The sequence below is a fragment of the Streptomyces sp. NPDC001068 genome (assembly GCF_042897315.1).
Taxonomy (GTDB): Bacteria; Actinomycetota; Actinomycetes; order Streptomycetales; family Streptomycetaceae; genus Streptomyces.
Window position 1 is genome coordinate 66,047 of the sequence record NZ_JBIAYD010000014.1, and the last position, 25,597, is coordinate 91,643.

Annotated in this window: 26 protein-coding genes; 18 read left to right on the forward strand and 8 right to left on the reverse strand. The window is 71.2% G+C overall.

The window, feature by feature from the left end; translation table 11 throughout:
* Positions 1-43: 43 nt before the first annotated feature.
* Entirely contained in the window at positions 44-511 is a 468-nt protein-coding gene (locus ACFY3I_RS34670; protein WP_390864969.1) for a MerR family transcriptional regulator, read from the reverse strand.
* Positions 512-617: 106 nt separating this feature from the next.
* Between ACFY3I_RS34670 and ACFY3I_RS34675 the strand changes: the two genes are divergently transcribed.
* Complete coding sequence (locus ACFY3I_RS34675; RefSeq protein ID WP_365290128.1) at positions 618-1,088, forward strand: N-acetyltransferase; 471 nt, start codon at positions 618-620, stop codon at positions 1,086-1,088.
* Positions 1,089-1,107: 19 nt separating this feature from the next.
* Positions 1,108-1,932 (forward strand): serine hydrolase domain-containing protein, encoded by an 825-nt coding sequence (locus tag ACFY3I_RS34680; RefSeq protein ID WP_390864970.1) that lies wholly within the window; start codon positions 1,108-1,110, stop codon positions 1,930-1,932.
* Positions 1,933-2,013: 81 nt separating this feature from the next.
* Here ACFY3I_RS34680 and ACFY3I_RS34685 read toward each other — a convergent pair whose 3' ends face one another.
* Positions 2,014-2,667 carry a pirin family protein gene (locus tag ACFY3I_RS34685; protein ID WP_390865156.1) on the reverse strand — a complete coding sequence of 218 codons (654 nt, stop codon included), beginning with the start codon at positions 2,665-2,667 and terminating at the stop codon, positions 2,014-2,016.
* A 73-nt stretch (positions 2,668-2,740) separates the two neighbouring features.
* Here ACFY3I_RS34685 and fasR point away from each other — a divergent pair, with 73 nt between their 5' ends.
* From fasR to fabF, 5 genes are all read left to right on the forward strand, one after another.
* Positions 2,741-3,946 (forward strand): fatty acid biosynthesis transcriptional regulator FasR, encoded by a 1,206-nt coding sequence (gene fasR / locus ACFY3I_RS34690; RefSeq protein WP_390864971.1) that lies wholly within the window; start codon positions 2,741-2,743, stop codon positions 3,944-3,946.
* Positions 3,947-4,035: 89 nt separating this feature from the next.
* On the forward strand, positions 4,036-4,956 hold the full coding sequence (locus tag ACFY3I_RS34695) for an ACP S-malonyltransferase (protein ID WP_390864972.1): 921 nt from the start codon (positions 4,036-4,038) through the stop codon (positions 4,954-4,956).
* Between the two features lie 17 nt (positions 4,957-4,973).
* Positions 4,974-6,005, forward strand: a complete 1,032-nt coding sequence (locus ACFY3I_RS34700; RefSeq protein ID WP_390864973.1) for a ketoacyl-ACP synthase III — start codon at positions 4,974-4,976, stop codon at positions 6,003-6,005.
* Positions 6,006-6,095: 90 nt separating this feature from the next.
* On the forward strand, positions 6,096-6,344 hold the full coding sequence (locus ACFY3I_RS34705; RefSeq protein WP_365290120.1) for an acyl carrier protein: 249 nt from the start codon (positions 6,096-6,098) through the stop codon (positions 6,342-6,344).
* A gap of 117 nt (positions 6,345-6,461) precedes the next feature.
* Positions 6,462-7,724 carry a beta-ketoacyl-ACP synthase II gene (gene fabF / locus ACFY3I_RS34710; protein ID WP_390864974.1) on the forward strand — a complete coding sequence of 421 codons (1,263 nt, stop codon included), beginning with the start codon at positions 6,462-6,464 and terminating at the stop codon, positions 7,722-7,724.
* 262 nt (positions 7,725-7,986) lie between these two features.
* Here fabF and ACFY3I_RS34715 read toward each other — a convergent pair whose 3' ends face one another.
* Positions 7,987-8,481 carry a DUF3145 domain-containing protein gene (locus ACFY3I_RS34715; protein ID WP_365290117.1) on the reverse strand — a complete coding sequence of 165 codons (495 nt, stop codon included), beginning with the start codon at positions 8,479-8,481 and terminating at the stop codon, positions 7,987-7,989.
* A 252-nt stretch (positions 8,482-8,733) separates the two neighbouring features.
* Here ACFY3I_RS34715 and ACFY3I_RS34720 point away from each other — a divergent pair, with 252 nt between their 5' ends.
* The 3 genes from ACFY3I_RS34720 (at position 8,734) to ACFY3I_RS34730 (ending at position 12,209) form a co-directional block, all read left to right on the forward strand.
* A complete protein-coding gene (locus ACFY3I_RS34720) occupies positions 8,734-9,633 on the forward strand; it encodes an SGNH/GDSL hydrolase family protein (RefSeq protein WP_365290115.1) in 900 nt (299 codons plus the stop codon).
* Positions 9,634-9,656: 23 nt separating this feature from the next.
* Complete coding sequence (locus ACFY3I_RS34725) at positions 9,657-10,631, forward strand: aldose epimerase family protein (protein WP_390864975.1); 975 nt, start codon at positions 9,657-9,659, stop codon at positions 10,629-10,631.
* Positions 10,632-10,925: 294 nt separating this feature from the next.
* Entirely contained in the window at positions 10,926-12,209 is a 1,284-nt protein-coding gene (locus ACFY3I_RS34730) for a pyroglutamyl peptidase (RefSeq protein ID WP_390864976.1), read from the forward strand.
* Here ACFY3I_RS34730 and ACFY3I_RS34735 read toward each other — a convergent pair.
* Entirely contained in the window at positions 12,199-13,011 is an 813-nt protein-coding gene (locus ACFY3I_RS34735) for an EI24 domain-containing protein (RefSeq protein WP_390864977.1), read from the reverse strand. The two genes, ACFY3I_RS34730 and ACFY3I_RS34735, sit on opposite strands and share 11 nt — an antisense overlap.
* 190 nt (positions 13,012-13,201) lie before the next feature.
* On the opposite strand from ACFY3I_RS34735, the gene ACFY3I_RS34740 reads away from it, so the two are divergent.
* Positions 13,202-14,362 (forward strand): serine hydrolase domain-containing protein, encoded by a 1,161-nt coding sequence (locus ACFY3I_RS34740; protein WP_390864978.1) that lies wholly within the window; start codon positions 13,202-13,204, stop codon positions 14,360-14,362.
* Positions 14,363-14,458: 96 nt separating this feature from the next.
* On the opposite strand, the gene ACFY3I_RS34745 is transcribed toward ACFY3I_RS34740, so the two are convergent.
* Together ACFY3I_RS34745 and ACFY3I_RS34750 are read right to left on the reverse strand one after the other, a co-directional pair.
* Positions 14,459-14,878, reverse strand: coding sequence for an organic hydroperoxide resistance protein (locus tag ACFY3I_RS34745; RefSeq protein WP_390864979.1), 420 nt, complete (start codon positions 14,876-14,878; stop codon positions 14,459-14,461).
* A 95-nt stretch (positions 14,879-14,973) separates the two neighbouring features.
* Positions 14,974-15,972: an NADP-dependent oxidoreductase gene (locus tag ACFY3I_RS34750; protein ID WP_390864980.1), complete on the reverse strand. Its 999-nt coding sequence runs from the start codon at positions 15,970-15,972 to the stop codon at positions 14,974-14,976.
* A 91-nt stretch (positions 15,973-16,063) separates the two neighbouring features.
* Here ACFY3I_RS34750 and ACFY3I_RS34755 point away from each other — a divergent pair, with 91 nt between their 5' ends.
* A complete protein-coding gene (locus tag ACFY3I_RS34755; protein WP_365290102.1) occupies positions 16,064-16,513 on the forward strand; it encodes a MarR family transcriptional regulator in 450 nt (149 codons plus the stop codon).
* Positions 16,514-16,556: 43 nt separating this feature from the next.
* On the opposite strand, the gene ACFY3I_RS34760 is transcribed toward ACFY3I_RS34755, so the two are convergent.
* Together ACFY3I_RS34760 and ACFY3I_RS34765 are read right to left on the reverse strand one after the other, a co-directional pair.
* Positions 16,557-17,030, reverse strand: coding sequence for a carboxymuconolactone decarboxylase family protein (locus ACFY3I_RS34760; RefSeq protein ID WP_365290101.1), 474 nt, complete (start codon positions 17,028-17,030; stop codon positions 16,557-16,559).
* 125 nt (positions 17,031-17,155) lie between these two features.
* Entirely contained in the window at positions 17,156-18,052 is an 897-nt protein-coding gene (locus ACFY3I_RS34765) for a hypothetical protein (protein WP_390864981.1), read from the reverse strand.
* A 201-nt stretch (positions 18,053-18,253) separates the two neighbouring features.
* Here ACFY3I_RS34765 and ACFY3I_RS34770 point away from each other — a divergent pair, with 201 nt between their 5' ends.
* The 6 genes from ACFY3I_RS34770 (at position 18,254) to mmsB (ending at position 25,585) form a co-directional block, all read left to right on the forward strand.
* Entirely contained in the window at positions 18,254-19,414 is a 1,161-nt protein-coding gene (locus ACFY3I_RS34770) for a mandelate racemase/muconate lactonizing enzyme family protein (protein WP_390864982.1), read from the forward strand.
* Positions 19,411-20,415: a zinc-binding dehydrogenase gene (locus ACFY3I_RS34775; protein WP_390864983.1), complete on the forward strand. Its 1,005-nt coding sequence runs from the start codon at positions 19,411-19,413 to the stop codon at positions 20,413-20,415. Before ACFY3I_RS34770 ends, ACFY3I_RS34775 begins: the two co-directional genes overlap by 4 nt.
* Positions 20,416-20,530: 115 nt before the next feature.
* A complete protein-coding gene (locus ACFY3I_RS34780) occupies positions 20,531-21,508 on the forward strand; it encodes a hypothetical protein (RefSeq protein WP_390864984.1) in 978 nt (325 codons plus the stop codon).
* Positions 21,509-21,639: 131 nt separating this feature from the next.
* On the forward strand, positions 21,640-22,749 hold the full coding sequence (gene chvE, locus ACFY3I_RS34785; RefSeq protein ID WP_390864985.1) for a multiple monosaccharide ABC transporter substrate-binding protein: 1,110 nt from the start codon (positions 21,640-21,642) through the stop codon (positions 22,747-22,749).
* 44 nt (positions 22,750-22,793) lie between these two features.
* Positions 22,794-24,344 carry a multiple monosaccharide ABC transporter ATP-binding protein gene (mmsA, locus tag ACFY3I_RS34790; protein WP_390864986.1) on the forward strand — a complete coding sequence of 517 codons (1,551 nt, stop codon included), beginning with the start codon at positions 22,794-22,796 and terminating at the stop codon, positions 24,342-24,344.
* Entirely contained in the window at positions 24,341-25,585 is a 1,245-nt protein-coding gene (gene mmsB / locus ACFY3I_RS34795) for a multiple monosaccharide ABC transporter permease (protein ID WP_390864987.1), read from the forward strand. Before mmsA ends, mmsB begins: the two co-directional genes overlap by 4 nt.
* Positions 25,586-25,597 lie beyond the last annotated feature (12 nt).

Below are 25,597 nucleotides of genomic sequence, written 5' to 3' on the forward strand. Positions count from 1 at the left end.
CGACGGGCGCGGGTGCCCGCCCCGCGCCCTGACTCCACGGGTTTCAGCTGCCGCCCGTCTCGTAGAAGCTGATCTTCCGGTCCAGCACCGACAGCGTGTCGTGCAGCTCGGCGATGCGGGTCACGACGTCCCGGCGCGTCTGCTCCAGCAGCTCCCGGCGCTCCGGGTAGGTGCCGTCGCCCTCCCGCACCAGCTCCGCGTAGCGGACCATGTCCGCCACCGGCATCCCGGTCAGCCGGAGCTTGGTCACGAAGTCCAGCCAGTCCAGGTCGGTGTTGCTGTACCGGCGCTGGCCGGTGTGGGAGCGGTCGATGTGCGACATCAGCCCGATCCGCTCGTACCAGCGCAGGGTGTGGGCGGTCAGTCCGGTGAAGGCGACGACCTCGCTGATCGTGTAGCGGTCCTGGCCCTCGGGGCGCGGATGGCGGCGGGGCGGGGCGGAACAGATGTCGGCGGGTGCGCGGTCGGACTGCTGAGCAAGGGCCGCGGTCGAGGTCTGCATCACCGTCATGACCCAACGCTATGACCTTCGAGTGCGCTCCAAGCAAGCGGAACCCGTCAAGACGGTGAGAAATGCGCGCGACGCCGAGGACGACCGGTGACTACCGTGCGCGGGTATGAGTCTCGTACGCCGTGCACGGCCCGAGGACGCACCGGAAGTGCTGCGTCTGCGCCAGATCATGATCGACGCGCTGCCCCGCGGGGATCGCGCCACGCACTGGCACGCACACGCGCTGCCGGGGCTGCGGGAGCGGCTGGGCGAGCCGGACGGGGACTTCGCCGCGTTCGTCGTCGACCACCCGGACCGGCCCGACGCGCTGGCCGCGCTGGTCGCCGGGACCCTCGACTACCGGATCGGCAAGGCGTCCAGTCCGCTCGGCCGCTCCGGGTACGTCTTCAGCGTGGCCACCGACCCGGACGCGCGCCGCCGCGGGTACGCGCGCGCGTGCATGGCGGAGCTGCTGGCCTGGTTCCGCGAGCGGGGCGCCGGACAGGTCATGCTGACCGCGTCCGCCGAGGCCGAGCCGCTCTACGCCGCGCTCGGCTTCGTCCACAAGCCGGACCCCACGATGACCCTGACGCTCTGATCCCCTTAGGGTCGTCAGCATGTCCTTGCAGAGCCTTGCGCTGATCGAGAACTGGCCGGTGCCCACCGCCGCGGCGGGTGCCGTACGGGCCGACGGGACGGTGCTCGGCACCCACGGTCCGGCCGGGCAGCGCTTCCCGCTGGCCTCCGTGACCAAGCCGCTCGCCGCGTACGCGGTGCTCGTCGCGTACGAGGAGGGGGCGGTCGAGCTCGACGAGCCGGCCGGCCCGGAGGGGTCGACGGTCCGGCATCTGCTTGCGCACACCTCGGGGCTGGCCTTCGACGAACACCGGGTGACCGCGCCGCCCGGACAGCGGCGGCTGTACTCCAACGCCGGGTTCGAGGTGCTCGGGGACCATGTCGCCAAGGCGACGGAGATGCCGTTCGGCGAGTACCTGCGCCAGGCGGTGCTGGAGCCGCTGGGCATGACGGCGACGTCCCTGGACGGATCCCCGGCGAAGGACGGCGCGTCCTCGGTCTCCGACCTGCTCCGCTTCGCGGCGGAGCTGCAGGCGCCGAGGCTGCTGGATCCGCGGACGGTCGCGGAGGCCACGCTGACCGTCCAATACCCGGGTACCAAGGGCGTGTTGCCGGGGTACGGCCACCAGAACCCGAACGACTGGGGTCTCGGCTTCGAGATCCGGGACTCCAAGTCCCCGCACTGGACGGGGGGTTCGTCCTCCCCGCGGACGTTCGGCCATTTCGGCCAGTCGGGCACGTTCCTGTGGGTGGATCCCGAGGCGGGGGTGGCGTGCGTCGCCCTGACGGACCGTGCGTTCGGCCCCTGGGCGGCCGAGGTGTGGCCGCCGTTCACGGACGCGGTCCTGACGGAGCTGCGCGGCTGAGCCCCGCCGGACCCGGGACCGGGACGCTCACCGGCGCTTGCCGGGTGCCGCCCTGCGGCGCGCCTGCCCGCGGGCAGCGTGCTACCCGGCCATCTCCCACAGCAGCAACTCCGCGTCCGTGATCCCCGACGCCTCCAGATCCTTCGCGTCGGCGACCCGCGCCGAGTCCCCCGGCCCCAACTCCACGCCGGCCAGCCGCACATCCCCCCGCACGACATGGACGTACACGTACGCCCCGTCCGGCACGGCCGTCCGCTCCCCCGCCGCCAGCCGGCGCACGTGCAGCATCGCCGCGGCCTCCGGGACCGCGTACGGGGTGGAGTCGGCGATGCCGCGCACGATCTCGTACGACGGCTCGCCGCCGGGGCGTACCGGAGCCAGCCACATCTGCACGAACACCAGCGGCACGGCCCCGTCGTTGCGCTCCACGTGGCGGACTCCGCCCGCCGCGCTCAGCCGCTGCACGTCGCCCCGGCGCACCAGCGCCTCGTTGCCCGCCGAGTCCCGGTGGGTCAGCTCGCCCTCGACCACCCAGGTCACGATCTCGGTGTGGCTGTGCGGATGCTCGTCGAAGCCGGCGCCCGGTGCCAGGCGCTCCTCGTTGCACGCGATGATCGCGCCGAAGCGGAGGTTGCCGGGGTCGTAGTGCGGCCCGAAGGAGAAGGCGTGGCGGGACTCGATTCCGGTCGCGGGGTCTCCCCCGGGGTAGCGCTCGGCCGCGCGCCGTAGGTCCATCACGCGACCACCGTAGACCGCGGTCGGCACCCGGCGGCGCACGCTCCCGTCCGGATAAGGCACTCTTGTCCCCGTGCCCGAACCCGTAACCCGCAAGTCCGACCCTTCGGCGCGTGCAGTCCACCAGCACTCCGCGACCCTGAAGCGGCTGGAGCAGTCCTCCGGCAGCCTCGCCGCCCAGGCCATCGCGCGGATGGACGAGACCCTGTCGTGGTACCGGGCCATGCCGCCGGAGAACCGCTCCTGGATCGGGCTGGTCGCCCAGGCGGGCATCGCGGCCTTCACCGAGTGGTTCCGGCACCCCGACGCGCCCCAGGCCATCTCCACCGACGTCTTCGGGACCGCCCCGCGCGAGCTGACCCGGGCGATCACGCTGCGGCAGACCGTCGAGATGGTGCGCACGACCATCGAGGTCATGGAGAGCGCCATCGACGAGGTGGCGGCCCCGGGCGACGAGCGTGTGCTGCGGGAGGCGCTGCTGGTGTACGCCCGGGAGATCGCCTTCGCCACCGCCCAGGTGTACGCGCAGGCCGCCGAGGCACGGGGTGCCTGGGACGCCCGGCTGGAGTCGCTGGTGGTCAACGCGGTGCTGAGCGGGGAGGCCGACGAGGGTGCGGTGAGCAGGGCCGCCGCGCTGGGCTGGAACTCCCCCGAGCACGTGTGCGTCGTCCTCGGCACCGCGCCCGACGGGGACAGCGAGCTGACCGTCGAGGCGATCCGGCGGGCCGCCCGGCACGCCAAGCTGCAGGTGCTCACCGGGGTGCTCGGGGACCGGCTCGTGGTGATCGCGGGCGGCAACGACAACCCGCTGGCCGTCGCCAAGTCGCTGATCGGACCCTATGCCGCCGGGCCGGTGGTCGCGGGACCCGTCGTACCCGATCTGCTGGCCGCCACCCGGTCCGCGCAGGCCGCCGCCGCCGGGCTCAAGGCCTGTTCCGCCTGGCAGGACGCGCCGCGGCCGGTGCTGGCGGACGACCTGCTTCCGGAGCGCGCCATGGCGGGCGATCCGGGTGCGCGCGAACAGCTGGTGGAGGAGATCTACAGACCGCTCGAGGAAGCGGGCTCGGCGCTGCTGGAAACGCTGAGCGTCTATCTGGAACAGGCGAGCAGCCTGGAGGGCGCGGCGCGGATGCTCTTCGTTCACCCGAACACCGTGCGCTACCGGCTCCGACGTGTGACTGACGTCACCGGATGGTCGCCCTCCGATGTACGATCCGCCTTCACGCTGCGGATCGCACTGATCCTGGGGCGTCTGGTCGATGGAGATCCCCAGCCATAGGATTTTGTCGGGGGTCCACAAAACCCCCTCGTGTTCTTCGTCCCTGTCCCCACGGGCGGCCGTGGGGCTCCCCAAGAGAGAGTGTGAGAGTGCTCGTACTCGTCGCTCCCGGCCAGGGCGCCCAGACGCCCGGCTTCCTGACCCCCTGGCTCGAACTCCCCGGTGCCCAGGACCGTTTGCGTGAATGGTCCGACGTCATCGGGCTCGATCTGGTGCACTACGGCACGAACGCCGACGCGGACGAGATCCGGGACACCGCGATCGCGCAGCCGCTGCTCGTCGCCGCCGGACTCCTGTCCGGCACGGCACTCGGTGCCATCGCGGACATCGCGCCGGGCGCGGTCGCGGGACACAGCGTCGGTGAGATCACCGCCGCCGCCTTCGCGGGCGTCCTGACCGACACCGAGGCGCTGAGCCTGGTCCGCAAGCGCGGTCTGGCGATGGCCGAGGCCGCCGCGATCACCGAGACCGGCATGTCGGCGCTGCTCGGCGGCGACCCGGAGGTCTCGGTCGCGCACCTGGAGAAGCTGGGCCTGACCCCGGCGAACATCAACGGCGCCGGCCAGATCGTGGCCGCCGGCACCCTGGAGCAGCTCGCCGCGCTCGCCGAGGACAAGCCCGAGGGCGTCCGCAAGGTCGTCGCCCTGAAGGTCGCCGGCGCCTTCCACACGCACCACATGGCGCCCGCGGTGGACAAGCTGGCCGAGGCCGCCGCGGAGCTGGAGCCCGCCGACCCGAAGCTCACCTACGTCTCCAACCGGGACGGCCGGGCCGTCGCCTCCGGCGACAAGATCGTGGAGCGGCTGGTCGGACAGGTCGCCAACCCGGTCCGCTGGGACCTGTGCATGGAGACCTTCAAGGAGCTCGGCGTGACCGCCCTCCTGGAGGTGTGCCCCGGCGGCACCCTGACCGGCCTGGCCAAGCGCGCGCTGCCCGGCGTGAAGACCCTGGCGCTCAAGACCCCCGACGACCTCGACGCGGCCCGCGAGCTCATCGCCGAGCACAGCTGAATTAGGAGCCCACTGCGATGTCGAAGATCAAGCCCAGCAAGGGTGCCCCGTACGCGCGCATCCTCGGCGTCGGCGGCTACCGCCCGACCCGTGTGGTGCCCAACGAGGTGATCCTGGAGACGATCGACTCGTCCGACGAGTGGATCCGGTCGCGCTCCGGCATCGAGACCCGGCACTGGGCGGGCCCGGAGGAGACGGTCGCCGCGATGTCCATCGAGGCGTCCGGCAAGGCGATCGCGGACGCGGGCATCTCCGCCGAGCAGATCGGCGCCGTCGTCGTCTCGACCGTCTCGCACTTCAGCCAGACCCCGGCCGTCGCGACCGAGATCGCCGACAGGCTGGGCACGCAGAAGGCGGCCGCGTTCGACATCTCCGCCGGCTGCGCGGGCTTCGGCTACGGCCTCACCCTCGCCAAGGGCATGGTGGTCGAGGGGTCCGCCGAGTACGTGCTCGTCATCGGCGTGGAGCGGCTCAGCGACCTGACCGACCTGGAGGACCGGGCCACGGCCTTCCTGTTCGGCGACGGCGCGGGCGCGGTCGTGGTCGGCCCCTCGCAGGAGCCGGCGATCGGCCCGACGGTCTGGGGCTCCGAGGGCGACAAGTCGGAGACCATCAAGCAGACCGTGCCCTGGGACCGGTTCCACGTCGGCGACGTCACCAACCTCCCCCTCGACAGCCAGGGCAACATCAAGTTCCCGGCGATCACGCAGGAGGGCCAGGCGGTGTTCCGCTGGGCCGTGTTCGAGATGGCGAAGGTCGCCCAGCAGGCGCTGGACGCGGCCGGGATCAGCGCGGACGACCTGGACGTCTTCATCCCGCACCAGGCCAACGTGCGGATCATCGACTCGATGGTGAAGACTCTCAAGCTGCCGGAGCACGTCACGGTCGCCCGTGACATCCGCACCACCGGCAACACCTCGGCCGCCTCGATCCCGCTCGCGATGGAGCGGCTCCTGGCGACCGGCGAGGCGAAGAGCGGCGACACCGCGCTCGTCATCGGGTTCGGGGCGGGTCTCGTCTACGCCGCCACTGTCGTTACCCTCCCCTAGGCACTCCGTGCCGGATCATGCATCCGGTACCGGAAACGCCGCCAGCAACACCGCAGCAACCGTCTGGAACACTAAGAAGGAGCGCCTGACATGGCCGCCACTCAGGAAGAGATCGTCGAAGGTCTCGCCGAGATCGTGAACGAGATCGCCGGGATCCCCGTCGAGGACGTCCAGCTGGACAAGTCCTTCACCGACGACCTGGACGTCGACTCGCTGTCCATGGTCGAGGTCGTCGTCGCCGCCGAAGAGCGCTTCGACGTCAAGATCCCGGACGAGGACGTCAAGAACCTGAAGACCGTCGGGGACGCGACCAACTACATCCTCAAGCACCAGGACTGAGTTCCGCGCCGGGTCCCGGGCCGCGTGCCCGGGTACCCGGCGGGTTCCCTGACTGCGAGGCCCCGCCACCCGGCGGTGGCGCCGTCGAATCCCGTTTCCGTTGGAGAAAGAATTCCCGTGAGCCCGACCAATCGCACCGTGGTCGTCACCGGTATCGGCGCAACCACACCGCTGGGTGGCGACGCAGCTTCGTTCTGGGAGGCCCTGACCGCCGGCAAGTCCGGTGTACGCCTCCTGGAGCAGGACTGGGCGGCCGAACTGCCCGTCCGTATCGCGGCGCAGATCGCCGTCGAACCGGGCGAGATCATCCCGCGCCCGCAGGCCCGCAAGCTGGACCGGTCCGCGCAGTTCGCGCTGATCGCCGCTCAGGAGGCCTGGAAGGACGCCGGTTTCACCGCCAAGGCCGGTGAGGACGCGTCCGCGGACCCCGACCGGGTGGGCGCCGTCATCGCCTCCGGCATCGGCGGTGTGACGACCCTGCTGGACCAGTACGACGTGCTCAAGGAGAAGGGCGTACGCCGTGTCTCCCCGCACACCGTGCCGATGCTGATGCCCAACTCGCCGGCCGCCAACGTCGGTATCGAGCTGGGTGCGCGGGCCGGTGTGCACACCCCCGTGTCGGCCTGCGCCTCCGGCGCCGAGGCCATCGGGTACGCCATCGAGATGATCCGCACCGGCCGGGCTGACATCGTCGTGGCCGGCGGCACGGAGGCGGCGATCCACCCGCTGCCGATCGTCGCGTTCGGCAACATGATGGCGATGTCCAAGAACAACGACGACCCCGAGGGCGCGTCGCGTCCCTACGACTCCGGCCGCGACGGCTTCGTCCTCGGTGAGGGCGCGGGCGTGATCGTCCTGGAGTCCGAGGAGCACGCGAAGGCGCGCGGGGCCCGGATCTACGTGGAGGCGGTCGGGCAGGGCATCTCCGCCGACGCGCACCACATCACGCAGCCGGAGCCCTCGGGCAACGGCATCGCGCACGCGCTGCAGAACCTGCTCGACAACACGGACCTGAAGCCGGCGGAGATCGTGCACGTCAACGCGCACGCGACGTCGACGCCGCAGGGTGACGTGGCCGAGATCAAGGCGCTGCGCAAGGTGTTCGGCGACGACGTCGACCACATGGCCATCTCGGCGACCAAGTCGATGACGGGCCATCTGCTGGGCGGCGCGGGCGGCATCGAGACCGTCGCGTCGATCCTGGCGCTGGTCAACCGTACGGCTCCGCCGACCATCAACCTGGACGAGCTCGACCCCGAGGTCAACGCGGACGTGGTGCGGGGTGAGGCGCGGGCGCTGCCCGAGGGCCGGATCGCCGTGCTGAACGACTCGTTCGGCTTCGGCGGCCACAACGTGGCGCTGGCGTTCAGGACCATCTGAGAAACGCCGGTCCAAGGCCTGTGGCCCGAACTCCGGTGACGGGGTTCGGGCCACAGTGCGTTTCGTCGCCGTCCGACGGCCGGTGGGGGCTTGTCGCGCAGTTCCCCGCGCCCCTAAAAGCAGGCGGGCTGCTCTCGTGCCCCTTCAGGGGCGCTGGGGGTCCCCCCGGCCGAAGGCTGGGGGAGGAACTGCGCGAACAGCCACGACGGTGCCGTGGACGGCGGACGGCGGACGGCCGACTGCGGCTCGGCCGAGGCGGCGCTCAGACCACCTGGTGGAGCCACCGCACCGGCGCGCCCTCGCCCGCGTAGCGGAACGGCTCCAGTTCGTCGTCCCACGGCTTGCCGAGGAGCTTGGCGATCTCCGCCTCCAGCTGCGTCTCGCCGCGCTGTGAGCGGGTCATCGCGGCCCTCAGGCGGTCCTCCGGGATCAGGATGTCGCCGTGGATCCCGGTGACCGCGTGGAAGATGCCGAGGTCGGGGGTGCAGCTGTAGCGCTCGCCCTCGGCCTTCGCGCAGGGCTCGGCCGTGACCTCGAAGCGCAGCAGGTGCCAGCCGCGCAGCGCGGAGGCCAGTTTGGAGGCCGTGCCGACCTCGCCCTGCCAGGAGAACTCGGAGCGCCAGGTGCCGGGGGCGGCCGGCTGCCGGATCCAGTCGAGGTTGACGCGCGTGCCGAGCACCCCGGCGACGGCCCACTCGACGTGCGGGCACAGCGCGCGCGGCGCGGAGTGCACGTACAGAACTCCACGTGTCGTCACCGGAACCTCCGGGCAGAGCGGGACATCTTGCTGGCTGGCTGGCGGCAGTGGCACGACGGCCGCGTTGATGGCGAGGCTACCGTGCGGCGGCGCAAGGAGTGTGACGTACCGTCGGTCCCACAGCCAGGAAACCCCCGCCATTCACCCAGGGGGACGCTTGTACGGGGTTGACCGTTGCAGGGCGGGGGCGTGGGAACTCCCGTGCGTTGTTATGAAGGGGGACGAACCAGCTACGGAGAGGACCAGCGGGGTATGCGCAAGCAGCGACGCCGGCGTTCGCGTGCCCTGATCGGTGTCGTCGCCGCGAGCGCCGCGCTGGCGCTGGCCGGGTGCGACATGATCGGCGGCTCGTCCTCGGGGGGTGACGGCGGCCGGGCGCGAGCCTCCCGGCCCGTGCCGGTGTGGGACCCCAGCCCGGCCTCGATCGCGGCCGTCGGGGACTCCATCACCCGTGGTTTCGACGCGTGCACGGTGCTCTCGGACTGCCCGGAGGTGTCCTGGGCGACCGGCACCAGCGACCAGGTGGACAGTCTGGCGGTACGTCTGCTGGGGCGGGCCGGGGCGGCGGACCACAGCTGGAACTACGCGGTGACCGGCGCCCGGATGGCGGACCTGTCCGGGCAGATGGCGGACGCGGTCGTGCACCGGCCGCAGCTGGTGACGGTGATGGCGGGGGCGAACGACGCCTGCCGCAGGTCGGTTCGGGCGATGACGTCGGTGGCGGACTTCCGCGCCCAGTTCGAGGAGGCCCTGGGCACCCTGCGCAAGTCGCTGCCCAGGACGCAGGTGTACGTGTCGAGCGTGCCGAACCTGAAGCGGCTGTGGGCGCAGGGGCGGAGCAGTCCGCTGGGCAAGCAGATCTGGAAGCTGGGCATCTGCCCGTCGATGCTGGGCGACGCGGACGATCTGACCAGTGCGGCCTCCCTGCGCCGGGACCGGGTGCAGCAGCGGGTCGAGGACTACAACCAGGTGCTGGCCCAGGTGTGCGCCAAGGACCGGCGGTGCCGTTTCGACGGCGGGGCGGTGTACGCGTACCGCTTCGGCACGGATCAGCTCAGTCACTGGGACTGGTTCCATCCGAGCACCGACGGCCAGACGAAGCTCGCCGGGATCGCCTACCGGACCATCACGGCGGTGAATCCGGTGGACTAGACCCTTGGCTTAGGGTTTCCCTCATGAGCGAACTTTTCGGCACACTTTCCGACGGCACCGAGGTGCACCGCTGGACGCTGGAACGCGCGGGGACCCGGGTGCGGGTCCTGTCGTACGGCGGCATCGTGCAGTCGGCGGAGGTCCCGGACCGGGACGGGCGGACGGCGGACGTGGTGCTGGGGTTCACCGGTCTGGACGGCTACCTGGAGCATCCGGGCCCCTACTTCGGCGCCCTGGTCGGCCGGTACGCCAACCGGATCGCGGGGGCCCGCTTCCCGCTGGACGGCGTGACCTACGCCCTGGAGCCGAACAACGGACCCAACTCCCTGCACGGCGGCACCTGCGGCTTCGACAAGCGGGTCTGGGAGGCGGAGGCCGTCGAGCACGGGGTGCGGCTGACGCGGGTGAGCCCGCACGGGGAGGAGGGCTTCCCGGGGCGCCTGGAGGTCACGGCGACCTACACGCTGGACGCGTCCGGCGCGCTGCGCGTCGCCTACGAGGCGGTCACCGACGCCCCGACCGTCGTGAACCTCACCAACCACGGCTACTTCAACCTCGCGGGCTCCGGGAACGCGGGCGGCCACGAACTGCGGATCGCGGCCTCCCGGTACACGCCCGTCGACGACGGCCTGATCCCGACCGGGGTCCTCGCCGACGTCTCCGGCTCCCGCTTCGACTTCCGCACGGCCCGCAAGGTGGGCTCCGGCTACGACCACAACCTGGTCCTGGACAAGGGCGTCACCGCCTCCCCGGAGGAGATCGCCGAGCTGCACGACCCGGGTTCCGGCCGCACCCTGACCGTGGCCACCACCGAACCGGGCATCCAGCTCTACACGGCCGAGCACCTGAGCGGCCCGTTCGCCCCCGGCGACGGCGTCGCGCTGGAGACCCAGCACTACCCGGACTCCCCCAACCGCCCGGAGTTCCCGAGCACCCGCCTCGACCCGGGCACGGTGTACCGCTCGGAGACGGTGTACGGCTTCGGGGTGCGGGACTGACCGGACAGCCGCAAGCCCCGGTCCAGGGGTCAGGTCCCGGACCGGGGCTGCTCGAGGGGGACGGGTCCCGGCTCAGACCCTAACCGCGGCCAGGAGCCCGACGGCCGGCCATCGCCCACCCCACAGCTATCCCGTACGAAGCCTTCACAAACACCCACGAGCCGTTCAACACCTCCGGAACGCGCCACGAGGCGGCCCGGTCGCGTCCCCCGGCATGGACCGCGCCGTGTACCGCACGCGATACTGCGGCCCGGACGGCACCACGCACCCCACTGCGACGGAAGGCCAACGTTCGTGAACTCGCTGCGCGTTCGGATCGGTGTTCTCGGTATCGCCCTGCTGGCCGGGGCGCTCGCCCCGGGCGCCGCACAGGCGGCCACCGCGCCCCCCACGTCCTTCCCGTCCTTCCCGCCCTTCTCGTCCTCCCCGCCCTCGTCGCCCACCGTCGAGGAGCAGCGGCTGGACCTGGCCGTGCCGCGGGAGATACTCCGGCGGTCCGGGTTCGACTCCGTGGCCCCGGGTCTCGCCCGGGCGCTGGAGCGCGCGCGCTCGTACGCGCAGGCCCGGCGGATCGTCCGGCAGGAGGGGGCCGCGCTGTGGCGGCGGGCCGTGGACCGGGCGCAGGGACGGGGACGGGACCGCGGTGACCTCAGCCGGGACGACGACCGGCCGCTGTACTGGGCGCGGCTCGGGATGACCCGGGACCTGCGGACCTGGGAGCCGGCGTTCGGGCTGAGCGCGCGGGGGCGGGCGGCGCTGCTCGACGTGCTGGAGCGGACCTCGCGCGGCCAGACCGACATCCGGTATCCCGGCAAGGGGCTGCGGCGGATCCTGGTCACCGGGTTCGACCCGTTCACGCTCGACCGGGACATCCGGATCTCCAATCCGTCCGGGGCGAGCGCGCTGGCCCTGGACGGGACGGTCGTGCGGACCTCGCACGGCCCGGCCCGGATCGAGACGGCCGTCTTCCCGGTGCGGTGGGAGGACTTCGCGCGGGGGACCGTGGAGCGGACGCTGCGGCCGTACCTGGACGAGGTGGACCTGTTCACGACCGTGAGCCAGGGACGTGTCGGCCGGTTCGACGTGGAGCGCACCAACGGGGCCTGGCGGGGCGGGTTCCCCGACAACGACGATGTGAGCCGGACGGAGACCGTCCCGGTCGCCGACCCGGCCTCGCAGCCGCAGTGGACGACGACCACCCTGCCGTACGCGGCGATCACGGCGGCGCGGACCGGGCGGTTCCCGGTGTACGACCACACCGAGGTGACCGAGATCCCCGCGGGGGGCACGCAGCCCGTCGTGCGCCCCGACGGGCCCACTCCCGGGTCGACGGCGCGGGCCGGGGGCGGCGGGGACTACCTGTCCAACGAGATCGCCTACCGGGCCACCCTGCTGCGCGACCGGCTCGGCCTGCACGACCGGCTGCCCGGCGGGCACGTGCACACGCCGGTGCTGCAGTTCGGGGCCGGGAACACCACCGAGGTGACCGACCCGGAGTTCCTGCGCAACCGGGTGGACATCATCGACCAGGTGCGGGCGATCGTGACCGTGGCGGCGGACGCGGGCTTCAGGAGGTGAGCCGCCGGTCCCGGCCGCGGTCCCCGTCGCGGTCCTGATCGGGGTCTTCCCGGGCCGTCTCCTCGCCCAGCAGGTCGCGGGCGAGGAGGGTGGCGCCCGCGACGGCGCCGGGCATCAGGAACACCGCGACGAAGGGAACCAGGAAGGCGAGGCCCAGCGGGGTGCCGAAGCCCCACACCAGGGTCTTGCGGGACCGCAGCAGGGCGAGCCGGGCGCGCAGGTCGACGCCCCGGCGCTGGAGGGCGACGGCGGCGAGTTCCTCGGTGAGGAAGAAGCCGGTCACGAAGAAGCCGACGACCGGTACGGCGGTCTGCCCGACGACGGGGAGGAAGCCGAGGGCGAAGAGCAGCAGGCCCCACAGGCCGGCGCGGACCAGGACGCGGAGGCTGTCGCGGGCCGAGATCCACAGCTCGCGCCAGAACGGCAGCCCGGACTCGGGCACGGTGCCGTCGGGTGAGATGTCCGCGTCGACCTTCTCGGAGAGGTTCTCGTAGAAGGGCTGGCCTATCAGCAGGGTGACGGCGGTGAAGGTGAGGACCGCGAGCAGCAGGCCGAGGGCGAAGAGCACGGCGGTGAGGAAGCCGCGGAAGAGGCCGAGCCAGGGGCTGGACCAGTCGTCGGCGAACGGGGTGGCCCAGGCGACGGAGTCCTCTCCCCATATCGCCAGGGCGACCAGCGCCGCCGCGTACAGGACGAGGGTGATCAGGCCGGGCAGCAGACCGAAACCGTACTGCCTGCCGTGCCGGCCGACCCACCGCTGGCCCTCGATCAGATATCCGAAGCCCACCCCGAGATCACGCATGGCGAAAACTTTACCGGTGCCGTCCCGGGGCTCCGTGCGGGCATGGCGCCTCCGGGACGGCGGCGCGCCAAGACCTCCCGGTCCCCGTTGAGTCGAACGGGTGCGTCCCGCCGTACCGATTCCCGGGAACCGAGGGCAGGGCGTTGTTCACCATGGGAGCCGCCTGCGGCGGCTCGGTTGAGGAGAGCGGATGACGCGGGAGATCACCGTCCGGGGCACGGTCGAGGCGGGTTTCGAGGCGGTGCGCGAGGAGTTCGCCGCCTTCGTCGCCGGTGAACCGAGCGACTACGAGGGACAGTTGTGCGCGTACGTGCACGGCCGGCGGGTCGTCGACCTGTGGGCGGGCGAGGGGGCCGACGGGGACTCCCTCTACGGCGTGTTCTCGTCCACCAAGGGCGCCGCCCATCTCGTCGTGGCGATGCTGGTGCAGGACGGCACGCTGGAGCTGGACCGCAAGGTCACCTACTACTGGCCGGAGTTCGCCGCCGAGGGCAAGGGCGCGCTGACCCTGCGGGAGCTGATCGCGCACCGGGCGGGCCTGGTCGGCACCGACACCGGGTTCGGTCCCCAGGAGCTGGCGGACGACCGGGCGATGGCCGAACGCCTCGCCGACCAGCGGCCGTTCTGGCGCCCCGGCACGGCCTTCGGCTACCACGCCCTCGTCATCGGGGCCCTGACCGGGGAGGTGGTGCGGCGGGCGACCGGCCGTACCCTCCAGGACCTGTACGAGGAACGGGTCCGGGTGCCGTACGGCCTCGGCCTCTTCCTCGGCCTGCCGGCCGCGCAGGAGCCGCGGTTCCGCCCCACCCTGCCGATGCGGCCGACGGCCGGGCAGCGGGCGCTGCTCGACGCCGTCCCGTCCGGCCCGCGCACGCTCGCCGGGATCGCCTTCAACGAGCACGCGGCCGAGCCCGTGGACCTGACGGCCCTGCCCAACGACCCGCGGGTCCGCGCCCGGGGCCCGGCGTCCTTCGGCGGGGTGGCCTCGGCGCGCGGCCTGGCCGGGATGTACGCGGCGCTGCTGAGCGAGGTCGACGGCAAGGCCGCGCTGCTGAAGGAGGACACGGTCGCGGAGTTCGGCCAGTTCCACTCGGTCGGGTACGACCTGGTGGCACGTGTCCACAAGTCGTACGGCCTGGGCTTCCAGGCGACGGCCGACACCTGGCATCCGTTCCTGGGCGCGGGCACCATCGGCCACAGCGGCGCGGCGGGTTCCCAGGCGTTCGCGGACCCGAGGAGCGGCGTCGCCTACGGCTACACACGGCGCCGTTTCGCGTTCCCGGGCGGAGCGGCCCCGGAGAACGACGCCCTGGCCCTGGCCGTGCACAGGGCGGCACTGGAGACGGACTGAGGGCGACTCGCACCCGGCACCGTCCCCGCCCCGCCCGGACGAGAGGCCGCACCCCACGTCCAGGGGTGCGGCCTCCACGCAACGTGAACGACGGGATCAGGCCAGCGTCACGCCGATGTTCCCGCGGGTCGCCCTCGAGTACGGGCAGACCTCGTGCGCCTTCGCCACCAGGTCCCGGGCGACGGCCCGGTCGACGCCCGGGATCACCGCGGAGATCTCCACGACGAGCCCGAACCCCTCGTCGTTCTTCCCGAGTCCGACCCTGGCGGTGACGGTCGAACCGGACACGTCGGCTCCGGCCTGCCGCGCGACGACACCCAGGGCTCCCTGGAAGCACGCGGCGTACCCGGCGGCGAACAGCTGCTCCGGGTTGGTCCCGGAGCCGCTGCCGCCCATCTCCTTCGGCGGGTTCACGACGACGTCGAGCCGGCCGTCGTCCGTGGCGACCCGGCCGTCCCGGCCGTTCTCGGCGGTGGCGACGGCGGTGTAGAGGACGTCGGACTGCTGAATGGGCATGCGGATTCTTCTCTCCTCGGACCGCCGTGACTCGCGCCCACGATCTACGGCGGTTTCGGAAAGAAGTTACCGCATACCGGAAAGCATGGGCAGCCCTACAGCTTGACGATCATCTTCCCGGTGTTGTCGCCGCGCAGGACCCCGAGGAACGCCTCCAGGTTGTTCTCGATGCCCTCGACGACGGTCTCGCGGTACTTCAGCCGCCCGGAGGCCACCCAGGGCCCGACCTCGGCGACGAACTGCGGCTGCAGGTCGTAGTGGTCGCCGACCAGGAAGCCCTCGATCCGGCCCCGGGTCTGGATGAGGCGCGCGAGGTTCCGCGGGCCGGGGGCGGGCTCGGTGTCGTTGTAGACGGAGATCATGCCGCAGACCGCGATCCGGCCGTCCCGGTTGAGCCGCCCGATCGCGGCCTCCAGGTGGTCACCGCCCACGTTGTCGAAGTAGACGTCGACGCCGTCCGGGGCGGCGGCCCGCAGCTGCTCGGCCACCGGGCCGTTCTTGTAGTTGAAGGCCGCGTCGAAGCCGTACTCCTCGACCAGGAGCTTGACCTTCTCGTCCGACCCGGCCGAGCCGATCACCCGGGAGGCGCCCTTGAGCTTCGCGATCTGGCCGACCTGGCTGCCGACCGCGCCGGCCGCGCCGGAGACGAAGACGGAGTCGCCCTCCTTGAAGGAGGCGGTGCGCAGCAGACCCGCGTAGGCGGTCAGGCCGGTCATGCCGAGGACACCGAGGTACGTCGACAGGGGCGCCGCCGCCGCGTCGACCTTGACGGCGTTCTTCGCGTCCATGACCGCGAACTCGCGCCAGCCGAAGAAGTGCAGGACGTGGTCGCCGGCCGCGATGCCCTCGGCGTTCGACTCGACGACCTCGCCGACCGCGCCGCCCTGCATGACCTTGCCCAGCTCGAAGGGGGCGGCGTACGACTTGGCGGCACTCATTCGGCCGCGCATGTACGGGTCGACGGAGAGGTACTTGTTCCGCACGAGCACCTGCCCCTCACCCGGCGTGGGGACCTCCGCCTCGACGAGGGCGAAGTCCTCGGGCTTCGGCCAGCCGACGGGACGGCTCTGCAGGTGCCACTCGCGGTTGATCATGACGTGCGCCTTTCCTCAATTACTTCAGCAACTGAAACAACCATGCGCCTGAATATTTCATGATGTCAAGTAACGGGGTACTCTGGGACGCATGTCGTCCTCACAGCCCAGCCCAGCGAAGACCCGGCGCCCCGACGCCCTGACCCTGGAGGTCGTCGAGCTGATCGGGGACGTCGTGGCCCGCTTCTACGCGGACTACGAGGAGGCGGCGGGCGAGCACGCGCTCACCGGGGCACAGGCGCGGCTGCTCAACCTGCTCTCCCTGGAGCCGCTCCCGATGCGCAAGCTGGCGCAGAAGCTGAAGTGCGAGCCGTCGAACGTCACGGGGATCGTGGACCGGCTGGAGGCACGCGGGCTCGCGGAGCGGCGGCCGGACCCCGCCGACCGCCGGGTGAAGCTGGCCGCGGCGACGGACGAGGGCCGCCGGGTCGCCCGCGACCTGCGCGACGAACTGCGCTTCGCGCGCGAGCCGCTGGCCGGGCTGTCGGACGCCGAGCGGCTTTCGCTGCGGGATCTGCTGCGGCGGATGCTGGACGCGTAGCGGGGCCGCCGCCCGGTGGTACCGGCGGCGGCCCCCGGGACGGTTAGGCGAACTGGCCGGGGCGGTAGTCGCCCGCCGGCTGCCGGAAGATGACGTTCAGCCGGTTGTAGGCGTTGATCAGGGCGATCGTCGCCACCAGCGCGACGAGCTCCTCCTCGGTGTAGTGCTTGGCCGCGTTCTCCCACACCTCGTCGGGGACCCCGCCCGCCGCGTCGGCGATCCGGGTGCCCTGCTCGGCCAGCTCCAGCGCGGCGCGCTCGGCATCGGTGAAGACGGTCGCCTCGCGCCAGGCCGCGACCATGTGGAGCCGCTGCTGGTCCTCGCCGGCGGCCGCCGCGTCCTTGGTGTGCATGTCGAGGCAGAATCCGCAGCCGTTGATCTGGCTGGCGCGGATCTTGACCAGTTCCAGGGTGGCGGCGGGGATCGACGTCCCCTCCGCGGCCCTGCCCGCGCCGCTGAAGGCCTTGATCAGCTTGGCGGCGGTGGGGACGGCGAAGAGGTTCAGGCGGGCTTCCATGGTGTGTTCCTCCGTCGGGTTCAGCGGGATACACACCTATGACGGAACGCGTCTCGCGGATGTGACGGGGTGACCGGTGATTTTCCGGATTCGCTTCGGCGCACCCCCCGATCGCGGGACGCGCCTCAGGAACACCACCACAGGAACCGCGTGCACGAGTGGCTCTGCGACGGGGTGGGGCTCGGGTTCGCCGTCGTCGGGTCCGCCGTCGGCGTCGAGGCGGCGGACGTCGTCGGCGCCGCCGGCGGCGCCTTCGGGCCCGTGCCGGTGCCCGTCGTCGCCGACTGCGCCGAGGTGTCCTTCGGGGTCGCCGACGGGGAGTCGGACGCCTTGTCCTTCGACGCGGAAGGGGAGGGGGAGTCGGAGGGGTCGGCGGAGGCCGAGCTCGCCGGGCCGGTCGCGCCGGACGTGTCGCCCAGGGGTTCGGCCGTCGCCCCCGGAGACTCCGTCGAGGTGCCTCCGTCGGTGGTGTCGCCGCCCGCCGAGGCCGGACCCGGACTGGTGAACGGTATGGCGTCGGTGCCGAGTTCGGCGAGGCTCAGGCTGCCCGCCGCCAGGACGCACGCCACGCTCACGAGGAGGATCCTGCGGCGGCGCCTGCGGTGGGCCGCGGCCTTGCGGTCGCGACGGCTCCCGTCGGGCCCGGAAGGCTCCTCCGCGTCCTCGGGCAGGACCTCGTCGGCCCGGCCGCGACCCCGGCCGCCCCGGCCGCGCGCAGCACGGCGCCGGTCCGCCCGGCCGCCCGGCACGGGCTCGTCACCCTCGTCGCCGTCGTCGTGGCCGCCGTCGCCGTGGCCGCCCTCGGGCGTGTCGGCGTCGGTGTCCGCGATCGCGTCCCGGGGTGCGTCGGAGTGCCCGTCCGCGGGGAACTCCGCCCGCGGGTAGAGGGATTCACCGGTGGCGGCCGGATCGGGGGCGGTCGCCTCCGGTGCGGAAGCGCGTGGCGTTTCGGCCGGAGAGCCGCATCCCGGGCAGGCGAGAGCGCCGTTGAGGTGCCGTCGGCACGGGTGGCAGTAGTCCATGACGCGGGAAGACTAAGTTCCCCACCGGTCACTTAACCACTCAGGCCTGTGAAGGTTCTGTGGGGGATCGAAAATCCTGTCGAAGGCCTTGCCGAAACCGTTACCTGCCGGACCCATTGACACCCTTACCGCCCCGTCCTTACTGTCACGCCAGCATTTCGAACGTGTGACGAAATATCGAACAGCTGAGGGGCAACCGCCGTGCGCATCACCGGAATCAGCACACACGTGGTCGGGACGCCGTGGCGCAACCTGACGTACGTCCAGGTGCACACCGACGAGGGGATCACGGGAGTCGGCGAGACCCGGATGCTCGGTCACACCGACGCGCTGATCGGCTATCTGCGGGAGGCCGAGGCCAATCACATTCTCGGATCCGACCCGTTCGCGGCGGAAGACCTCGTTCGCCGGATGAAGTACGGCGACTACGGCCGCGCGGGCGAGATCGTCATGTCCGGCATCGCCGTGGTCGAGATGGCCTGCTGGGACATCAAGGGCAAGGCGCTGGGCGTCCCGGTGTGGCAGCTGCTCGGCGGGAAGGTCACCGACAGGGTCAAGGCGTACGCCAACGGGTGGTACACGACCGAGCGAACGCCGGAGGCGTACCACAAGGCCGCCCAGGGGGTGATCGAGCGCGGGTACCGGGCGCTGAAGATCGACCCGTTCGGGACCGGACACTTCGAGCTCGACCACGAGCAGACGCTGTACTCCGTCTCGCTGATCGAGGCCGTGCGGGACGCCATCGGTCCGGACACCGAACTGATGCTGGAGATGCACGGCCGCTTCTCCCCCGCGACGGCCGTACGGCTCGCGCGCGAGCTGGCGCCCTTCAAGCCGGCCTGGCTGGAGGAGCCCTGCCCGCCGGAGAACCTGAAGGCACTGGAGAAGGTCGCCGCCAAGACGGACATCCCGGTCGCCACCGGTGAGCGCATCCACGACCGCATCGAGTTCCGCGAGCTCTTCGAGAGCCAGGCCGTGGACATCGTCCAGCCGGACGTCGGCCACCTCGGCGGCATCTGGGAGACCCGGAAGCTGGCCGCCACCGCCGAGACGCACTACGTGCTGGTCGCCCCGCACAACGTCGGCGGGTCCGTGCTGACCGCCGCCTCCCTCCAGGTCGGGTTCTCCACCCCGAACTTCAAGATCCTTGAGCACTTCAACGACTTCGCCGACGCCGAGATCAAGAAGGTGGTCAAGGGCGCCCCCGAGGTCGTCGACGGGTACTTCCACCTGTCGGACGCGCCCGGTCTCGGGGTCGAGTTCGACGCGGACGCCGCCGCCGAGTTCCCGCAGCAGCAGGCCCGCTTCGACCTGTGGGCGGACGGCTGGGAGCAGCGCAGGCCGAAGGGGACGTCGAAGTGAGCTCCCAGGTCGTCGTCGAGGCGCCCGGCACGCACCGGGTCGAGGCGCACACCCCCCGCGAGCCCGGTCCCGGCGAGGCGCTGGTCGCCGTGCACGCGGTCGGGATCTGCGGGAGCGACCGCGAGGTGTACCAGGGCAACCGGCCCGACGGGTACGTCCGCTACCCGCTGACACCCGGCCACGAGTGGTCGGGGACGGTGCGGGCGGTCGGCGCCGGAGTCCCCGGGAGCCTGGCCGGCCGGAAGGTGGTCGGCGAGGGGTTCCGGAACTGCCAGGTGTGCGACCGGTGCCACGCCGGCGAGACCACCCTGTGCACGGACGGGTACGAGGAGACCGGGTTCACCCAGCCGGGTGCCATGGCCGCCACCCTGACCCTGCCGGCCCGGCTGCTGCACGTCCTCCCGGACGACGCCGACCTGACCGCCGCGGCCCTCCTGGAACCCGCCGCCTGCATCGCGGCCGCCGCGCTGAAGGGCGCCGCCCGCCCGGGCGAGCGGGTCGCGGTGGTCGGCACAGGCACGCTGGGCATGTTCGCCGTGCAGTTCCTGCGCGCCGTCTCTCCGGCCGAGCTGCTGGTGGTCGGCACGCGGAACGACCGGGAGGCGCTCTCCCGGCGGTTCGGCGCCACCGATTTCCGCACCAGGGACCAGGAACTGCCCGACGACGTCGACGTGGTCGTCGAGACCGCCGGGTCCGCGTCCGCCGCGCGCACCGCCGCCTCCCTGCTCAGGCGCGGCGGACGCCTGGTCCTGACCGGCATCCCGGCCGCCGGCGCCGAGGGCCTGGACCCGACCGGCCTCGTCGTCCGGCAGCTGGAGGTGCACACCGTCTTCGGCGCGCCGCCGGACGCCTGGGCGCACGCGGTCCGGGTGTTCGGGGCCGGGCTGCTCGATCCGTTGCCGCTGGTCACGCACGAACTGCCGCTGACCGACTTCCCGCAGGCCATCGAGCTGGTGGGGGCCGGTGATCCGAAGGTGGGCAAGGTGCTGCTCCGCCCCTAGTCGTACGCCGGCCGCGGCATGTCCCGACCTCGCCGCGGCCGGAGTACACCACGCCGTTTTCTCTGCCCCGAGCCGCGAACCTTGTCCGAGATACCGAACATACGAAGGACAGCTTGTGACGACCGACGCTTCCGTTACGGCGGCCCGCCGACCCGGTGAACGGGTGCTCACCGCCCTCGGTCTGGGCGCCCCCGCCCTCGACCCCGCCGACGCCTCCGCCCACACCTTCCCGGGCGGCGGCAGGTGGCGCACCGAGATCCCCTCCTGCGAGGGCCCCGAGGCGCTGGCCGTCGTTCTCAAGGAGTCCTCACGGCTGGACGTGCCGATCCACCGGATCAGCCAGGGCAGCGGTGTGTGGATGCTCACCGACGCCGAGATCACCGAGATGGTCGACGCCACGAAGGAACGCGGCATCGAACTCTGCCTGTTCACCGGACCGCGCGGCACCTGGGACATCGGCGGCTCCGTGCGCTCCGACTCGCGGGGCGCCGGACTGCGCGCACGGGGCCACGACGCGGTCGCCGGATGCGTCGAGGACGCCGTACGGGCCACGGAGCTGGGGGTCGAGTGCCTGCTCGTCGCCGACGAGGGCGTGCTGTGGACGCTGCACCGGGCCCGGCAGGCGGGGATCATCCCGGCCGGCACCACGCTGAAGGTGTCCGCACTCGTCGGACCGGTCAACCCGGCGTCGTACGCCGTCTTCGAGCACCTGGGCGCCGACTCCGTCAACGTGCCGAGCGACCTGACGCTCGATCACCTCACCGAGATCCGCCGGGTGTCCGCCGCCCCCATGGACATGTACATCGAGGCCCCGGACGACCTCGGCGGCTACATCCGGATGTACGAGGTCGCCGAGCTGATCCGGCGCGGCGCACCGATCTACCTGAAGTTCGGCCTGTCCAAGGCTCCCGGCATCTACCCGTGGGGCACCCACCTGCGGGACGTGACCCTGGACACGGCGCGGGAGCGGGTGCGGCGGGGGCGGCTCGCCCTGGACCTGCTCGCCCGGCACGGGGCGGACGGGGAGATGGCGCCGCTGGGGTCTCGGTTGCCGGGAGTTCTCCGCCGGTTCCCCACCGCGGATTCCGCCTGATGAACGTTGGGACTGCGGGTCCGTTGTGGCTGGTCGCGCAGTTCCTCCCCCAGCCTTCGGCAGGGGGCACCCCCAGCGCCCCTTCGGGGCGCTTCACATCTCAACGACGAGAAGAACAGGGACCGATCATCATGCGCACTCGTAGAAGCGCCCTCACCCTCATAGCCGGGGCCGCCTCCCTCGCTCTCACCCTGTCCGCCTGCGGGCAGAGCGGTGAGGGCGGCAGCAAGGAGGACAACGGCAGCGCCAAGGGCGGCACCATCGGCATCGCGATGCCGACCAAGTCGTCCGAGCGCTGGATCAACGACGGCAACAACCTCGTCAAGGACATCCAGGCCAAGGGCTACAAGACCAAGCTGGTCTTCGGCGAGGACGACCCGGACACCCAGGTCTCCCAGATCGAGAACCTGATCACGCAGGGCGTCAAGGGACTGGTCATCGCGGCGATCGACAACAAGTCCCTGAACAACGTGCTCCAGGAGGCCGCGGACGCCAAGATCCCGGTCATCGCCTACGACCGGCTGATCCTCGGCACCAAGAACGTCGACTACTACGCGTCCTTCGACAACGAGAAGGTCGGCGTCGAGCAGGGCACGTACATCGTGCACAAGCTGGGCCTGGACGGCGGCAAGAAGGGCCCGTTCAACATCGAGCTGTTCGCCGGCTCGAACGACGACAACAACACCAAGTACTTCTTCAACGGCGCGATGAGCGTGCTCCAGCCGTACATCGACAAGAAGCAGCTGGTGGTCAAGTCGGGTCAGACCGCGCTGAACAAGGTCACCACGCTCCGCTGGGACGGCGCGACCGCGCAGTCGCGCATGGAGGACATCCTCACCTCCTCCTACAAGTCCGCCAAGGTCGACGCGGTGCTCTCGCCCTACGACGGCATCTCGATCGGCATCCTCGCCGCGCTGAAGTCCGACGGCTACGGGTCGGGCGGCCAGGCGCTGCCCGTCATCACCGGCCAGGACGCCGAGCTGGCCTCCGTGAAGTCGATCATCGCGGGGCAGCAGACGCAGACGGTCTACAAGGACCTCCGCAAGCTCGCCGAGGTCGCGGCCACGATGGTCGACGACGCGCTGAACAAGAAGACCCCGCAGACGAACGACACCAAGACCTACGACAACGGGTCCAAGGTCGTCCCCGCCTTCCTGCTGCAGCCCGTGAGCGTCGACAAGTCCAACTACGAGGACGTCCTGGTCAAGGGCGGCTACTACACCGACGCCCAGCTCAAGTAATCCGCCTCCCCCCTGACCGTCAAGCACTGATTGGAAGGCAGACCATGGCGGGACCCGTCCTGGAAATGCGCTCGATCGTCAAGACCTTTCCCGGCGTCAAGGCGCTGTCGGACGTCACCCTGACCGTCCGCCAGGGCGAGGTCCACGCCATCTGCGGGGAGAACGGCGCCGGCAAGTCGACCCTGATGAAGGTCCTCTCCGGCGTCCATCCGCACGGCAGCTACGAGGGCGAGATCCTCTTCGAGGGCGAACCCTGCGCGTTCGGTGACATCCGGGCGAGCGAACAGCGCGGCATCGTGATCATCCACCAGGAGCTCGCGCTGTCGCCGTATCTCTCGCTGGCGGAGAACATCTTCCTCGGCAACGAACACGCCAGGGGCGGGTTCATCGACTGGCGGGAGACCCTGCGGCACGCCACCCAGCTGCTGCGCCGGGTGGGGCTGGACGACCATCCGGAGACCCGGGTCACCGACATCGGCGTGGGCAAGCAACAACTGGTGGAGATCGCGAAGGCGCTCTCGAAGAAGGTGAAGCTGCTCATCCTCGACGAGCCGACCGCGGCCCTGAACGACGAGGACAGCGGCAAACTCCTCGATCTGATCCTGGAGCTGAAGAACCAGGGCATCACCTCGATCATCATCTCGCACAAGCTCAACGAGATCCGCCGGGTCGCCGACTCGGTGACGATCATCCGCGACGGTCACTCCATCGAGACCCTGGACGTGAAGTCCGCGGAGACGACCGAGGAGCGGATCATCTCCGGGATGGTCGGCCGCGACCTCGACCACCGCTTCCCCGAGCGCACCCCCTACGAGGGCGAGGAGGACGCGGCCCCGGCCCTGGAGATCCGCGACTGGACCGTGCGGCACCCGATCGACCAGGAGCGCAAGGTCGTCGACGACGTGTCGGTCCACGTCCGGCGCGGCGAGATCGTCGGTATAGCGGGCCTGATGGGCGCCGGCCGCACCGAACTCGCGATGAGCGTCTTCGGCCGCACCTACGGCCGCTACGACGGCGGCACCGTCCTCAAGGACGGCACGGAGATCCGCACCAGGTCGGTCGCCGAGGCGGTCCGGCACGGCATCGCGTACGTCACCGAGGACCGCAAGCACTACGGCCTCAACCTCATCGACACCATCAACCGCAACATCTCGCTGACCGCGCTGGACAAGGTCGCCCGGCGCGGGATCGTGGACGAACACGAGGAGCGGCAGGTCTCCGAGGGCTACCGCGAGTCCATGAACATCAAGGCGCCGACGGTCTTCGAACCGGTCGGCAAGCTGTCGGGCGGCAACCAGCAGAAGGTCGTCCTCAGCAAGTGGATCTTCGCCGGTCCGGACGTGCTGATCCTGGACGAGCCGACCCGCGGCATCGACGTGGGCGCCAAGTACGAGATCTACACGGTCATCGACCGGCTCGCCGCCCAGGGCAAGGCGGTCGTCTTCATCTCCTCCGAACTGCCCGAACTGCTCGGCATGTGCGACCGCATCTACACCATGGCCGCCGGCCGGCTGACCGGTGAGGTGCCCAGGGCCGAGGCCACGCAGGAAGTGCTGATGCGCCACATGACGAAGGACAAAGAGGTAACGCGATGAGCACGGATGTCACCGCCAAGAGCCCGGCGCCCGCGCCGCCGGGCGGAAGCGGATCGGCCGCCGACCGGAACCTGCTCCGGATGGTCCTGGACGGGCTGCGCCGCAACATGCGCCAGTACGGCATGCTGATCGCGCTCGGCCTGATCGTCGCCCTGTTCGCGGTGTGGACCGACGGCGACCTGCTGCTGCCGCGCAACGTCTCCAACCTGGTCCTGCAGAACAGCTACATCCTCATCCTGGCCATCGGCATGATGATGGTGATCATCGCCGGGCACATCGACCTGTCGGTCGGATCCCTGACGGCGTTCGTGGGCGCCTTCGCGGCCGTGCTGACGGTGAACCACGGGATGCCCTGGCCGCTCGCGCTGGTCCTGTGCCTGGTGATGGGCGCCGTCGCGGGCGCCGCCCAGGGCGTGTTGATCGCCTACTTCGGCATACCGTCGTTCATCGTCACCCTCGCCGGGATGCTGCTCTTCCGCGGTCTCACCGAGATCCTGCTCCAGGGCCAGACCATCGGCCCGTTCCCGAACGGCCTGCAGAACCTGGGCAACGGCTTCCTCCCCGAGGTCGGCCCGCACACCAACTACCACAACATCACGCTGCTGCTGGGCATCGTGCTGATCGCCGCCGTGGTCTGGCAGGAGTTCCGCGACCGCCGCCGTCAGCAGGAGTTCGCCCTGGAGGTGCCGCCCACCCGGCTGTTCCTGCTCAAGCTGACCGCGCTGATCGCCGCGATCCTCGTCCTCACCATGCTGCTCGCCAGCTACAAGGGCGCCCCGATCGTCCTGATCGTGCTCGGCGTACTGGTCGTCGGCTACGGCTACGTGATGCGCAACGCGGTCTTCGGCCGGCACATCTACGCGATAGGCGGCAACCTGCCGGCGGCCAAGCTGTCCGGCGTCAAGGACAAGAAGGTCACCTTCTACGTCTTCCTGAACATGGGCGTGCTCGCGGCCCTGGCCGGTCTGGTGGTCGCCGCCCGGCTGAACGCGGCCTCGCCGAAGGCGGGCGACGGCTTCGAACTGGAGGCGATCGCCTCCTCGTTCATCGGCGGCGCCTCCATGAGCGGCGGTGTCGGCACCATCCTCGGTGCCATCATCGGCGGTCTCGTCCTCGGCGTGCTGAACAACGGCATGAACCTTCTGAGCGTCGGCACCGACTGGCAACAGGTCATCAAGGGCCTCGCCCTTCTCGCGGCGGTCGGGTTCGACGTGTGGAACAAGCGCAAGTCCGGTTCGTAGTCAGCAAGGGCC

Coding starts and splice junctions, on each gene's coding strand:
- ACFY3I_RS34670 (WP_390864969.1), bottom strand. CDS start 511: ATGACGGTGATGCAGACCTCGACCGCGGCCCTTGCTCAGCAGTCCGAC.
- ACFY3I_RS34675 (WP_365290128.1), top strand. CDS start 618: ATGAGTCTCGTACGCCGTGCACGGCCCGAGGACGCACCGGAAGTGCTG.
- ACFY3I_RS34680 (WP_390864970.1), top strand. CDS start 1,108: ATGTCCTTGCAGAGCCTTGCGCTGATCGAGAACTGGCCGGTGCCCACC.
- ACFY3I_RS34685 (WP_390865156.1), bottom strand. CDS start 2,667: ATGGACCTACGGCGCGCGGCCGAGCGCTACCCCGGGGGAGACCCCGCG.
- ACFY3I_RS34700 (WP_390864973.1), top strand. CDS start 4,974: ATGTCGAAGATCAAGCCCAGCAAGGGTGCCCCGTACGCGCGCATCCTC.
- ACFY3I_RS34705 (WP_365290120.1), top strand. CDS start 6,096: ATGGCCGCCACTCAGGAAGAGATCGTCGAAGGTCTCGCCGAGATCGTG.
- ACFY3I_RS34720 (WP_365290115.1), top strand. CDS start 8,734: ATGCGCAAGCAGCGACGCCGGCGTTCGCGTGCCCTGATCGGTGTCGTC.
- ACFY3I_RS34725 (WP_390864975.1), top strand. CDS start 9,657: ATGAGCGAACTTTTCGGCACACTTTCCGACGGCACCGAGGTGCACCGC.
- ACFY3I_RS34735 (WP_390864977.1), bottom strand. CDS start 13,011: ATGCGTGATCTCGGGGTGGGCTTCGGATATCTGATCGAGGGCCAGCGG.
- ACFY3I_RS34740 (WP_390864978.1), top strand. CDS start 13,202: ATGACGCGGGAGATCACCGTCCGGGGCACGGTCGAGGCGGGTTTCGAG.
- ACFY3I_RS34745 (WP_390864979.1), bottom strand. CDS start 14,878: ATGCCCATTCAGCAGTCCGACGTCCTCTACACCGCCGTCGCCACCGCC.
- ACFY3I_RS34750 (WP_390864980.1), bottom strand. CDS start 15,972: ATGATCAACCGCGAGTGGCACCTGCAGAGCCGTCCCGTCGGCTGGCCG.
- ACFY3I_RS34755 (WP_365290102.1), top strand. CDS start 16,064: ATGTCGTCCTCACAGCCCAGCCCAGCGAAGACCCGGCGCCCCGACGCC.
- ACFY3I_RS34760 (WP_365290101.1), bottom strand. CDS start 17,030: ATGGAAGCCCGCCTGAACCTCTTCGCCGTCCCCACCGCCGCCAAGCTG.
- ACFY3I_RS34765 (WP_390864981.1), bottom strand. CDS start 18,052: ATGGACTACTGCCACCCGTGCCGACGGCACCTCAACGGCGCTCTCGCC.
- chvE (WP_390864985.1), top strand. CDS start 21,640: ATGCGCACTCGTAGAAGCGCCCTCACCCTCATAGCCGGGGCCGCCTCC.
- mmsA (WP_390864986.1), top strand. CDS start 22,794: ATGGCGGGACCCGTCCTGGAAATGCGCTCGATCGTCAAGACCTTTCCC.
- mmsB (WP_390864987.1), top strand. CDS start 24,341: ATGAGCACGGATGTCACCGCCAAGAGCCCGGCGCCCGCGCCGCCGGGC.